This window comes from Streptomyces sp. NPDC053542, from assembly GCF_044544685.1.
GTDB lineage: Bacteria > Actinomycetota > Actinomycetes > Streptomycetales > Streptomycetaceae > Streptomyces.
In genome coordinates this window covers 366,184-378,554 of record NZ_JBITXL010000004.1, presented here as the reverse complement: position 1 = coordinate 378,554, position 12,371 = coordinate 366,184, and the positions used below count along the sequence as shown (strand labels likewise).

9 protein-coding genes are annotated in these 12,371 nt (G+C 70.7%); 3 read left to right on the top strand and 6 right to left on the bottom strand.

The window, feature by feature from the left end; all coding sequences use genetic code 11:
* Window positions 1–111: 111 nt before the first annotated feature.
* From ACIGXO_RS13415 to ACIGXO_RS13405, 3 genes are all read left to right on the top strand, one after another.
* Window positions 112–846: a type 1 glutamine amidotransferase gene (locus tag ACIGXO_RS13415; RefSeq protein ID WP_399784801.1), complete on the top strand. Its 735-nt coding sequence runs from the start codon at window positions 112–114 to the stop codon at window positions 844–846.
* 389 nt (window positions 847–1,235) lie between these two features.
* A complete protein-coding gene (gene ppdK / locus ACIGXO_RS13410; protein WP_399784799.1) occupies window positions 1,236–3,974 on the top strand; it encodes a pyruvate, phosphate dikinase in 2,739 nt (912 codons plus the stop codon).
* Between the two features lie 634 nt (window positions 3,975–4,608).
* Complete coding sequence (locus ACIGXO_RS13405) at window positions 4,609–5,457, top strand: ArsR/SmtB family transcription factor (RefSeq protein ID WP_399784796.1); 849 nt, start codon at window positions 4,609–4,611, stop codon at window positions 5,455–5,457.
* Here the strand turns inward: ACIGXO_RS13405 and ACIGXO_RS13400 are convergent.
* The 6 genes from ACIGXO_RS13400 to pcaD all read right to left on the bottom strand — a co-directional run bounded on the left by ACIGXO_RS13400 (window position 5,435) and on the right by pcaD (window position 12,309).
* Window positions 5,435–6,595 carry an alkaline phosphatase PhoX gene (locus tag ACIGXO_RS13400; RefSeq protein ID WP_399784793.1) on the bottom strand — a complete coding sequence of 387 codons (1,161 nt, stop codon included), beginning with the start codon at window positions 6,593–6,595 and terminating at the stop codon, window positions 5,435–5,437. The two genes, ACIGXO_RS13405 and ACIGXO_RS13400, sit on opposite strands and share 23 nt — an antisense overlap.
* Window positions 6,596–6,718: 123 nt before the next feature.
* A complete protein-coding gene (locus tag ACIGXO_RS13395) occupies window positions 6,719–7,669 on the bottom strand; it encodes a TauD/TfdA dioxygenase family protein (protein WP_399784790.1) in 951 nt (316 codons plus the stop codon).
* A gap of 284 nt (window positions 7,670–7,953) precedes the next feature.
* Window positions 7,954–8,790, bottom strand: a complete 837-nt coding sequence (locus ACIGXO_RS13390) for a carbohydrate ABC transporter permease (RefSeq protein WP_399784787.1) — start codon at window positions 8,788–8,790, stop codon at window positions 7,954–7,956.
* Between the two features lie 3 nt (window positions 8,791–8,793).
* Window positions 8,794–9,708 (bottom strand): carbohydrate ABC transporter permease, encoded by a 915-nt coding sequence (locus ACIGXO_RS13385; RefSeq protein ID WP_399784784.1) that lies wholly within the window; start codon window positions 9,706–9,708, stop codon window positions 8,794–8,796.
* The gene (locus ACIGXO_RS13380; protein WP_399785649.1) at window positions 9,705–10,973 is read right to left on the bottom strand and encodes an ABC transporter substrate-binding protein; all 1,269 of its coding nucleotides are present in this window, start codon (window positions 10,971–10,973) and stop codon (window positions 9,705–9,707) included. Before ACIGXO_RS13380 ends, ACIGXO_RS13385 begins: the two co-directional genes overlap by 4 nt.
* 160 nt (window positions 10,974–11,133) lie before the next feature.
* Window positions 11,134–12,309, bottom strand: a complete 1,176-nt coding sequence (pcaD, locus tag ACIGXO_RS13375; protein ID WP_399784781.1) for a 3-oxoadipate enol-lactonase — start codon at window positions 12,307–12,309, stop codon at window positions 11,134–11,136.
* Between the last annotated feature and the right edge of the window lie 62 nt (window positions 12,310–12,371).

Sequence of the window (12,371 nt, the reverse complement as noted above, 5' to 3'; positions counted from 1 at the left end):
CAAACGATACAAGGGTCCGGGCCCGAGCGGCACGAGGCTTCGAGCTCGACCGACCCAAGAGTCCGAGCCCGACCGACACAAGGCCCCGAACCCGAACCGAGCGAGGTATCCATGACAAAGCGCGCCCTGGTCATCGCCCACGACCACCTCTCCACCGCCGGCCACGCCGGCGACCGGCTGGCGCAGCGCGGATACGCGCTCGACGAACTGCTCGTGGTCCCCGCCGAGCGGTACGCGACTCCGGACGTCGAGCCCCGGTTTCCGGCGGCCGCCGAATATGACCTGATCCTGTCGCTCGGCGCGCCCTGGTCGGTGAACCGCATGAACGCGTGGATACGGGCCGAACTGGACCTGCTGCGGGACGCGCGGCGGCTGGGCGTACCCGTGCTCGGCATCTGCTTCGGCGGGCAGCTGCTGGCCGCCTCGCTCGGGGGATCGATTGAGCGCGCCCCGCGCTTCGAGCTCGGCTGGACGGAGATCGAGGCGGACGAGCCGGGGCTGGTCGGACCGGGGCCGTGGTTCCAGTTCCACGGGGACCGGTGGCTGCTCCCGAAGGCCGTACCGGAGGACGGTGGTGCCGGCCTGCCGCTCCGCGAGCTCGCGCGCAACGAGGTCGCGTCGCAGGCGTTCGTCTGCGGGCGGGCGCTGGGCGTGCAGTTCCATCCGGAGCTGACGCCGGAGGTGCTGCGGGCCTGGTTCGACGGCGATGACACGGGGATCGCGGAGTCGCTCGGCGCCGACCCCGACGCGCTGGTCAAGGAGGTGCGGGCGGCGCTTCCCGAGGCGCGGGAGCGGGCGTACGCGCTCGTGGACGCCTTCCTGGAGCGAGTGGCGACGGCGGGATGACAGGGGCGTTACCTGTCCGCCGGCCGGTCCGAATCGTGGGATCGGAGGGCCTCGGCGCGCGTGATTCTCGCCACCCTTGATCAGGGTCGCGCTCAGATGAGCGTTTCATCGGGGTTCTATGTCTCCAAGGCTGGCACTGGGTGCCACCGTTCTTGAGTTCAGACGATCAAGGCGATCGTCGCGCTCTGTGCGGAATCAGCCATGATCATCGATACCTTCCGGAGTCATACCTTCAGAAGATGAATGCATGATCTCGGGACAGCTGACTTTCGATCTGTTGGCTGACGTCGGGTTACAGGCGTATGTCGACCGAGTGGACGTACCCAGACGCCTTCGATCTGGGTATGTTCCTCGCCGTCAGGGCAGCCCGTCCGCGAGGAGTCAGTCCCGTGTCGGAAACACAAGATCCCCACGTATCCCCGTCCGCCGACGCGGTGAAGTTCGTCTACGACTTCACCGAGGGCAACAAGGACCTGAAGGATCTGCTCGGCGGGAAAGGTGCGAACCTCGCCGAGATGACCAATCTGGGACTTCCCGTCCCGCCCGGTTTCACCATCACCACCGAGGCGTGCAAGGAGTACCTGGAGAGCGGCGAGGAGCCGGCGGCACTGCGTGCCGAGGTCACCGCGCATCTGGACGCGCTGGAGCGCCAGATGGGCAAGAAGCTCGGGCAGGCGGACAACCCGCTGCTCGTATCGGTCCGTTCCGGTGCGAAGTTCTCGATGCCCGGCATGATGGACACCGTGCTGAACATCGGGCTCTCGGACGAGTCCGTGAACGGCCTCGCGCAGCAGGCCGGTTCCGAGCGCTTCGCGTGGGACTCGTACCGCCGCCTCATCCAGATGTTCGGCAAGACCGTGCTCGGCGTGGACGGTGACCTCTTCGAAGAGGCGCTGGACGAGGCCAAGAAGGCCAAGGGCGTGAAGGTCGACGTCGAGCTGGACGCGGCCGACATGAAGAAGCTCGTCGGGCAGTTCAAGGAGATCGTCTCCAAGGAGACGAAGCGCGACTTCCCGCAGGACCCGCGCGAGCAGATGGACCTCGCCGTCCGCGCGGTCTTCGAGTCGTGGAACACCGACCGGGCCAAGCTGTACCGGCGCCAGGAGCGCATCCCGGGCGACCTCGGCACGGCGGTCAACGTCTGCTCGATGGTCTTCGGCAACCTCGGCCCCGACTCCGGTACCGGCGTCGCCTTCACCCGCGACCCGGCCAGCGGCCACCAGGGCGTCTACGGCGACTACCTGCAGAACGCGCAGGGCGAGGACGTCGTCGCCGGTATCCGCAACACCGTTCCGCTCGCGGAGCTGGAGCAGCTCGACAAGAAGTCGTACGACGAGCTGATGCAGATCATGGAGACGCTCGAGACGCACTACAAGGACCTGTGCGACATCGAGTTCACCATCGAGCGCGGCAAGCTGTGGATGCTGCAGACCCGCGTCGGAAAGCGCACGGCCGGTGCGGCCTTCCGCATCGCCACGCAGCTCGTCGACCAGGGCCTGATCGACGAGGCCGAGGCGCTGCAGCGGGTCAACGGCGCGCAGCTCGCGCAGCTGATGTTCCCCCGCTTCGACGAGAAGGCGAAGACCGAGCTGCTGGGCCGGGGCATCGCCGCCTCGCCTGGCGCGGCCGTCGGCAAGGCCGTCTTCGACTCGTACACCGCGGTCAAGTGGTCGCGTTCGGGCGAGAAGGTCATCCTCATCCGCCGCGAGACCAACCCGGACGACCTCAACGGCATGATCTCCGCCGAGGGCATCCTCACCTCGCGCGGCGGCAAGACCTCGCACGCCGCCGTCGTCGCCCGCGGCATGGGCAAGACCTGTGTCTGCGGCGCCGAGGAGCTGGAGGTCGACACCAAGCGGCGCTGCCTGACCGCGCCGGGCGGTGTGGTCATCGAGGAGGGCGACGTCGTCTCCATCGACGGCTCCACCGGCAAGATCTACCTCGGTGAGGTCCCGGTCGTCCCGTCCCCGGTCGTCGAGTACTTCGAGGGCAAGGTCGACGCGGAGGCCGAGGGCACGGACGAGCTCGTGCAGTCCGTGCACCGCCTGATGTCGTACGCCGACTCCAAGCGCCGGCTGGCCGTCCGCACCAACGCCGACAACGCGGAGGACGCCGCCCGCGCCCGCCGCTTCGGCGCGCAGGGCATCGGCCTGTGCCGCACCGAGCACATGTTCCTCGGTGAGCGGCGCGAGCTGGTCGAGCGCCTGATCCTCGCCGACACCAACGACGAGCAGGACGCGGCGCTGGCCGCCCTCCTCCCGCTGCAGAAGGGCGACTTCGTCGAGCTCTTCGAGGCGATGGACGGCCTGCCCGTCACGGTGCGCCTCCTGGACCCGCCGCTGCACGAGTTCCTGCCGGACATCACCGAGCTGTCCGTACGGGTCGCGCTCGCCGAGGCCCGCAAGGATGCCAACGAGAACGACCTGCGCCTGCTCCAGGCCGTGCACAAGCTGCACGAGCAGAACCCGATGCTGGGTCTGCGCGGCGTCCGCCTCGGCCTGGTCATCCCCGGCCTGTTCACCATGCAGGTACGGGCCATCGCGCAGGCCGCGGCCGAGCGGAAGAAGGCCGGCGGCGACCCGCGCGCCGAGGTCATGATCCCGCTGGTCGGCACCGTCCAGGAGCTGGAGATCGTCCGCGAGGAGGCCGAGCAGGTCATCGCGGAGGTCGAGCAGGAGCAGGGCGTGGAGCTGGGGGTCACCCTCGGCACGATGATCGAGCTGCCCCGTGCGGCCCTCACCGCCGGGCAGATCGCCGAGTCCGCCGACTTCTTCTCCTTCGGCACGAACGACCTCACGCAGACCGTGTGGGGCTTCTCCCGGGACGACGTGGAGGCCAGCTTCTTCACCGCGTACCTGGAGAAGGGCATCTTCGGCGTCAGCCCGTTCGAGACGATCGACAAGGACGGCGTGGGCTCGCTCGTCCGCAACGCCGTGGAGGCCGGCCGGGCCACCCGCCCCGACCTCAAGCTCGGCGTCTGCGGCGAGCACGGCGGCGACCCCGAGTCGGTGCACTTCTTCCACGAGGTGGGCCTGGACTACGTGTCCTGCTCGCCGTTCCGCATCCCCGTGGCGCGCCTGGAGGCGGGCCGCGCGGCGGCGGAGTCCAAGGGCAGCGACAGCCGCTGACCCGCGGTCGGGCCAGAGCGCCCGACCCCTGAGCACGTCTGCCGGCCGGTGCACGAAACTCCGGTCGGCAGGCGGTACAAACGGCCGGTCACCCGGTCCACAGACGACCGGAGCCGCTGTATGGGCCCCCGACCCTCAGCCTATGGGCGGCTCCGGCTCGCTGAAACGAGGGCGGCACCTGTGCGGAGGTGCCGCCCTCGCCTTTTCCGGACTCCCCCCTCGGGAGCTGCCGCCGCCAGCTCGGCCCGGGCGGCGGCCTTCGGCGGGTAGCGGGACGGCCGGTGATGACTCGTCACCCCCCACGGGTCCGAGCAATCCGTGCCATCCGTATCGCCACCGAATTGAGCAACAGCATTCCGGGAGTTCGGCCCCGGCGCGACCCTTTTCAAGTCTGGCCAAAAGGGCGTGGTGACCCCACGTGGCCGTGTGCATACTCGGTGCTCGGGGGCCGACAACGGATGGCGATGGTGGGGTTTCGGTGCTGCGCGTCCATTTCAGTGGACCGGATCTGGCACGCGTGCGGATTGCCGCGCGCCCTGATGTGCTGTGGGAGACCGTTTTAAGTTTTCACCGACTTCGCGACCGGCAGGGTGGTACGACGCTGAACGAATGGCGGACGGAAACCCGCTCCCGGTTGAATGGTGAAACACGTTATCTCGCCCCGCTGATCCCTACCAAGGGATATTTTCCCGATTTCCTGACGCCCCCCGAGGGGCTGCTCGGAATCGATGACGCACTCGCCGCGCTGAAGGCGACTCCGGCCCCGCGGCTGCACCGGGACCTCACCCGGCTGACCGAGGGCCGCCCGCCCCAGCCGTGGCTGCGCGACCTCGCCCAGGGCGACACCCGGCCGCTGCACCGGCTCGCCGGCGTCCTGCGGCACTACCACGACGCGGCCATCGCGCCCTACTGGCCGCACCTCCAGGCCCGTATCGAGGCGGACCGGGCGGCCCGCGGCCGGGCCCTGCTGGACGGCGGCGCCGACCGGCTGCTCGGCTCGCTGCCGCCCATGATGCGCTGGCGGCCGCCCGTCCTGGAGGCCGACTATCCCGTCGACCGCGACGTGTACTTGAACGGCCGGGGGCTGCTGCTCGTCCCGTCGTTCTTCTGCCGCCGCACCCCGGTCACCCTCCTCGACCCGGAGCTCACACCCGTCCTGGTCTACCCCGTCGAGCACCACGCCCCGCGGCCCACCGTGGCCACGGCGCCGGGCCGTTCGCTCGGCAAGCTCGTCGGCCGCACCCGCTCCGCGATCCTGCGGGGCATCGGCGGCGGCTGCACCACCAGCGAACTGGCCCGGCGCGCGGAGGTGTCGCTGGCCTCCGCGAGCCAGCACGCGACCGTACTGCGGGAGGCCGGACTGCTCGTCACCCTGCGCCAGGGCAACGCGGTCCTGCACACCCTCACGCCCCTGGGCGCCGCCCTCATCCGCGGCGGCGCCCCGGCGGACCCGGTACCGGCTACGCCCGGAACGGCCCCGTGACCTCGTAGGTGATGCCGCCGGACGAACTGCCGGTCGTGCCGCGCTGGCTGGAGAAGTACAGCCGCTTGCCGTCCGGCGAGAAGGCCGGGCCGGTGATCTCCGAGCCCGACTGGCCGCTGATCCGCAGGAACGGCGCCACGACGTCGTCCGGCGTGATGACGCAGATCTCCATGTTGCCGCCGTCCTCGGCGACGTAGAGGTCGCCGGAGGACGCGCCGGTGACGTTGTCGACGCCGGTCAGCGGCGCGTTCCCGCCGGTGACCAGCGAGTCGTCGTACGCCAGCTCGTACGTGTTGTTCGCCAGGTTCAGCTGCCAGAGGCGGTTGTCGCCCTTGGTGGTGAACCACACCGTGTCGTTGGCGTAGTGGCAGCCCTCGCCGCCGTTGAAGTGCTTGGCGCCGGAGACCTGGGTACGGGTGGTGGCCGGCGAACCGTCCGGGTCCGGCACGTCCGCCCAGCTGAAGGAGCCGGCTGTGGCGGTCCCGGCGACCAGCACCTGGAGCCGGCCGGCCGACAGATCGCCCCAGGTGGTCGGCACGAAGCGGTACAGGCAGCCGTCCGACTCGTCCTCGGTCAGATAGATCACCTTGCGCACCGGGTCGGCCGCGGCCGCCTCGTGCTTGAACTTCCCCAGCGCGTCCCGGCGGACCGCGGCCTTCGCCCCGAACGGGTCCGTCTCGTACACCGCGCCGAGCGAGACCTCCTCGCAGGAGAGCCAGGTGTTCCAGGGGGTTCTGCCGCCCGCGCAGTTCTGCCGGGTGCCGGAGAGTATGCGGTACGCGCCGGTGATCGCGCCCGTCGAGGAGAACTTCACGGCGCTGACGCCGCCGCCGGGGTTGATCTCGGAGTTGGAGACGTAGATCCAGCCCGCGCCATCGGCGAAGCAGGCGCCGCCGTCGGGGGCGTCGTGCCAGGTGTACCCGGTGCTGCCGACCGTCTGACGCGACCGGGCGATGACCCGGCTGGTGAACCCGGCGGGCAGCTGGATGCCGTTGGCGTCCGCGGCGCCGAGCGCGCCGTACGGGCCGGAGCCCGGCTGGGCGGGTGCGGCGTAGGCGGCACCGGGCATCAGGGTGCCGGCGAAGGCGGCCGCCGAGGCACCGATGACGGCTCCGCGCAGGAAGGTACGACGTTCCACGGTCACTCCACGTGTGTCGGGAGAGCCCCGGCCGCCGGACGGCGGCCGGGGTGGCGCGAAGTGCACCGTAGGAGGCCCGAGTTGACGTGACCTCAACAAGCGGTAACGGGAGGCCGGACAGTCCTACTGGGGCCGGTCGCCCGCGATGGCGACCCGCTCGGCGACCCGGGCGTGCGGCGCGTAGTCGTACACCGCGTAGTGCTGCGTCGCCCGGTTGTCCCAGAACGCCACGTCGCCCGCCTGCCAGCGGAACCGCACCTGGTACTCCGGCACATGGGCCTGCTGGAACAGCAGCCGCAGCATCCGGTCGCTCTCCTCCTGGTCCCAGCCCACGATGCGGGTGGTGAAGGAGGTGTTGACGAAGAGCATCTTCCGGCCGGTCTCCGGGTGCCGGCGCACCACCGGGTGCTCGACCGGCGGGAACTGCTCCTGGAGCGGGGCGAGCCGCTCCGCCGAGTAGAAGCGCGAGAAGCCGGGGATGAAGTCGTGCACGGCCTTCGCGCCGTCGATGCGGTCCTTCACCTCCTGCGGCAGGTTGTCGTACGCGGCCGCCATGTCCGCCCACATCGTGTCCCCGCCGAACGGCGGCACCTCGCGGAGCTGGAGTACGGCGCCCAGCGCGGGCCGCTCCCGGAAGGTCACGTCCGTGTGCCAGACGTTCTCGAAGGTGGGTGCCGTGGGGTCCTTCTTGTCGAACCGCACCACCTCCTCGCTGGCCCCGCGCGCCAGCAGCGGATTGGTCTCCAGCTCACCCCAGTTGCGGGCGAACGCGGCCTGCGCGCCGGAGGTCAGGTGCGCGCCGCGGAAGAAGAGCACCTTCCACTCCAGCAGGGCCCGGTTCAGCTCGGCGCGGAGCGCGTCGCCCAGCGGCCGGGACAGGTCCACGCCGCGGATCTCGGCACCGATGGTGCGGCCCTGCGGCACGACCTCGAAGCGCTCGTACGGCCGGTCCTCCCAGCCTTCGGGCAGCCGGTTCAGGACGCGTACGCCTTCGTAGAGGCCGTCGGCGGGGATGCGGTGATCGCGCAGCAGCGGGGCGGCGGGGGCGGTGGTGGGTTCGGCGATGGCCGTCATCTGATCCTCCTGGAGGTACCAAGGGACTGGGAACGTGCGCAGGCACGGAAAGGGTGAAAAAGGAAAAAGGGGGAGGAAAGAAGCGCCGCGAGCCGACAGGGCTCAGCGACGCGGGGAACAGGCCGGGGGAGACCCCACCCGGCCGCGGCGGCTCAGGAAGCTGAGGCCGCGGGGCGCGCACTCACCGTGGGGGCCGCAGTCCTGCGGCTCCCGCACACGGGAAGGTGTAAGCGCCATCATGTCTCGCACCGTACCAGGCCCGCCGCGGTGGTCACCAGGAGGTGTCAGTCGTCGATACCCGTCCGCTCCACGCCCGCCACGATGTACCGCTGGAGCAGGAAGAACACCAGGACCAGCGGCAGGATCGAGACCGCGGCCGCGAGGAACAGCGCGTGCAGATTGACGTTCTGCGCGGTGGTGAACGTCGACAGCGCCACCTGCACCGTCCACGCCTCCCGGTCCTGGCCGATCACCAGCGGCCACAGGAAGGCGTTCCACGCCCCGATGAAGACGATCGTGCCGACCGCCGCGAACACCGGCCGTGAGTTCGGCACCACCACCCGCCAGTACGTCCGCCAGTACCCCAGCCCGTCCACCCGCGCCGCGTCCTCCAGCTCGCGCGGGAAGCCGAGGAAGTACTGCCGGAAGATGAAGCACGCGAAAGCGGAGAAAAGGGTGGGAATGATCAGTCCGCGCAACGTCGAGATCCAGCCGAGGGAGGAGACCAGCACGAAGCTGGGCACGAAGGTGACCGCGGCCGGGACCATGAGCGTGCCGAGGATCGCGTAGAAGACCGCGTTCGCGTGCCGGTACGGGATGCGGGCCAGGCCGTACCCGGCCAGCGAGGCCAGCAGCAGCGTGCCCAGCGTGGTGGCCACCGCGATCACCGTGGAGTTCAGCAGCGCCCGCGCCATCGGCAGGTTCGGGTCCGCGAACAGTTCGGCGAAGTTGCCCCACTGCAGCGAGCGCGGGAAGAACGTCCAGTCCGGCGCGGTGATGTCCGCCTCGGTCGCCAGCCCGTTCCGCAGCAGCAGGTAGAACGGGATCAGGAAGAGCAGCGCGAGGACGATCAGCAGGACCAGCCGCAGGGCCCGGCCCGCCCGGATGAGTGCCTGGTCCACCGGTCAGTCCTCCTTGCGGCCGAGCCCGAACCAGCGGGCCTGGACGATGGTCGCCACCGCGATGATCAGCGCGAGGATCACCGCGCCCGCGCTGCCGAGCCCGAGGTTCTGCTCGCTGCCGAGCGCGATGTAGTACAGGTAGACCAGCGGCGGCCGGGCGTACGGCGGATAACCGCGGGCGTCGGAGAGCAGGTTGTAGAACTCGTCGAATGCCTGGAAGGCGTTGATGACCAGGAGCAGGACGACGGCCACCGACGTCGCCCGCAGCTGCGGGAAGGTGATGTGCCGGAAGGTCTGCCAGCCGGGCTTCGCGCCGTCCACCGCGGCCGCCTCGTACAGCCGCGGGGAGATCCGCTGCAGCCCGGCCAGGAAGAGGATCATGTAGAAGCCGGCCTGCAGCCACAGCCGTACGGTGACGATCACCAGCCAGTACCAGGGCGGGTCGGTCGTCGACAGCCACGCCGTCTGGTCCGCGCCGAACCACCCCAGCACGGTGTTGACCAGCCCGAAGCGCACCCCGTTGAAGACCGACAGCTTCCACACCAGCGAGGCCACCACGTAACTGCACGCGGTGGGCAGGAAGAAGACCGACCGGAAGAACGCCTGCGCGATCCGCACCCGGTTCACCATCAGCGCCAGCCCGAGCGACAGCACGTACGTCGCCGGCACGATGAACGCCGAGAACAGCAGGAACGTCCCCAGGCTGCTGAGGAACGCGTCGTCGCCCAGCATCGCGGCGTAGTTGTCCAGTCCGACGAACTTCGTCGGCGTCACGGTGTTGTGCGCGTCGAAGAAGCTGAGCCAGACGCTCCACAGCAGCGGTACGTACGTGAACAGGGCCAGTCCGACCGCGAACGGACCGACGAACACCCAGAACCACAGAGTGCGGTTCTGGGGTCCCAGCAGGCTCCGGATCACTTCTTCTTGACCCGTTCCAGCTCCGCGCGGGTCTTGCGGACGACCGACTTCAGCTCCGTCTCCGGGTTCGCGCCGTTCTTGATGATGCGGCTGAGCGCGTCCTGGTAGGCGGTCTTCGCGGCGGTGGTCCACAGCAGCGGTTCGGCGTAGCCGTGGTCCGTGGCGTAGGAGACCGCGTCGGCCGCCGCGCCCGACCGCAGCTCCTTCGCCTTCTTCGCGAGCGAGATCCGGGCCGGGATGTGGAAGCCGTAGGAGAGCGCGAAGTCGCGCTGGTGGTCCGTGCGGTCGATCCACAGCCACTTCGCGAACTCCGCGGCCTCCTTCTTGTGCTTGCTGCGCGCGCTCACCGCCGAGCCGTACGCGCCGACCGGCACCGCGACCTTCCCGCCCGCGCCGTCCTTCGGGAACGGCAGCACACCGAAGTCGTCCCCCAGCGCCTTCTTCACCTCCGGCAGCGCCCACAGCCCCGACCACTGCATGGCGGTCAGGCCCTGGGTGAGCGCGTCCGGGTCGGACCAGTCGGTGGGCGCGCCGAGCAGGAGCGACTTGTCGGCGTACAGCTCGTGGATCTTGCCGAGCGTGCGGGCCGCCGCCGGGTCGTCGAAGCCGACCTTGCCGTCCTCGGTGACGGCCGAGAGGCCGGCGGCGTAGAGCGGGGTGCCGAAGAGCGCGCCCGCGCCCCCGTCGTTCCCCAGGAACAGCCCCTTGACCTTGTCCTTCCTGCCCTTGGCGGTCAGCTCGCGGGCGGCGTCGACCAGTTCGTCGAGCGTGCGGGGCGGCCGGACTCCGGCGTCCGTCAGCATGCTCTTGCGGTAGTACAGCAGCTGCGCGTCGATGACCTGGGGGATCGCCCAGATCTTGTCCTGCCAGATCTTCGGCGCGAGCACGGCCTGGTTGAAGTCGTCCTTGGCCGGCGCGACCTGGTCGGTCAGGTCGGCCACCTGGCCGCCGCGGATCTGGTCCAGCGTCGGGCCGTTGACCTCGAAGACGTCCGGGCCCGAGTCGGTGAGCAGGGCGGCGGCGGTCTGCCGGTCGTAGTCTCCGGGCCGCCACTGGACGGTGACGTCGGCCTTGTCGTACGCAGCGGCGTACCGTTTCACCGCCTGCTCGGTGCCGGCCTCGCCGTACTGGTGGTACCACTGGCTCAGCGCCGGACCCGAACTGCCGCCGCTCCGGCCGGTGTTGGAGCCGCAGGCCGCCAGTGCGCCGGTGAGCGCGATACCGCCGCCGGCCGCCAACAGCCGCCGTCTGCCGATGTCCGTCATGCCTGCTGTCCCCCAGCGCTCGTCGATGATCGACCCGGTGCGGCTACTCTGCCGCACCGGTGTGATGCACGCATGGCAACAACGTGAAACGCGCAACAGATCATTCCGGACGGGGACATCGCCGGGTGTCGCGGGCGCATCGCACCGCCCGCCGCGCAGGTCACTCCAGCTCGGCGAGCACCTCCTGGGCGATGCCGAACGCGGTGTTGGCGGCCGGTACGCCGCAGTAGACGGCGCTCTGCATCACGACCTCGCCGATCTCCTCGGGGGTGAGGCCGTTGCGTACCGCGGCCCGTACGTGCATGGCGAATTCGGAGTGGTGGCCGTGGGCGATCATCGCGGTCAGCGTGATGCAGCTGCGGGTGCGGCGGTCCAGGGTGTCGCCGGCCCAGATCTCGCCCCAGGCGTAGCGGGTGATGAAGTCCTGGAAGCGGGCGGTGAACCGGGTCTTCCCGGCCTCGGCGCGGTCCACGTGCGCGTCGCCCAGGACGGCGCGGCGCACGGCCATCCCGGCGGCGTGCCGGCCCGCGTCGTCGACCGGGTGCCCGGCGGTGCCGGACGCGGCGTCGGGGTCCGGCGCGAAGTGGGCGGCGAGCGCGGCGGTCACCGGGCCCGGCCGGTCCACCCCCGCCAGGTGGTAGGCGTCCGCGACCTCGGTGAGGCTCGCGCCGGGGATGCCGTCGGCGATCTCGCGGGCGTGCGCGGGCGGCGTCGCCGGGTCCTCGCGGCCCGCGACGACCAGCGTGGGCACGGTGATGTCGGCCAGCCGGTCGCGGATGTCGTACGAGGCGAGCGCCTCGCAGCAGGCGGCGTAGCCGGCCGGGTCGGTGTCCAGCAGGTCCTTGATCAGCGCCTGCCCGCGGTGCGCCGCGGCGAACTCGGGCGCGAACCAGGTGCCCGGACGGCTGGCCGCCATCGCCTCCGTACCGTCCGCGCGGACCAGCGCGGCCCGCTCCCGCCAGGTGTCCGAGCCGCCGAAGTCCGCCGAGGAGCAGACCACGGCCAGCCGGGTCAGCCGCTCGGGGTGGTCGGCGGCCAGCGTCAGGCCCACCGCGCCGCCGATGGAGATCCCGGCGTACGCGAAGGTGTCCCAGCCCTGCGCGTCGGCCAGCCCCAGCACGAGCCGGGCGAGGTCGGCCATGGTCGCCTCGGCGGGCACCAGCCCGGCCGCCGAACCGCCGTGCCCCGGCAGGTCCCAGCGCAGCACGCGGTGCGTCCGGGTCAGGGCCGCCAGCTGCGGCTCCCAGACATCGAGCGAGGTGCCGATGGACGGGCCGAGGATGAGCGGCGGGGCGTCCTGCGGTCCGTCGAGCCGGTGGTGGGGGAGCTCGGTCATGTGGGGGCCTCCTCTGGGGAGTTACGGATACGGATGGGGAACGGGTGCCCGGCGGGGCGGCG

Coding starts and splice junctions, on each gene's coding strand:
- pcaD (WP_399784781.1), bottom strand. CDS start 12,309: ATGACCGAGCTCCCCCACCACCGGCTCGACGGACCGCAGGACGCCCCG.
- ACIGXO_RS13415 (WP_399784801.1), top strand. CDS start 112: ATGACAAAGCGCGCCCTGGTCATCGCCCACGACCACCTCTCCACCGCC.
- ACIGXO_RS13395 (WP_399784790.1), bottom strand. CDS start 7,669: ATGACGGCCATCGCCGAACCCACCACCGCCCCCGCCGCCCCGCTGCTG.
- ACIGXO_RS13380 (WP_399785649.1), bottom strand. CDS start 10,973: ATGACGGACATCGGCAGACGGCGGCTGTTGGCGGCCGGCGGCGGTATC.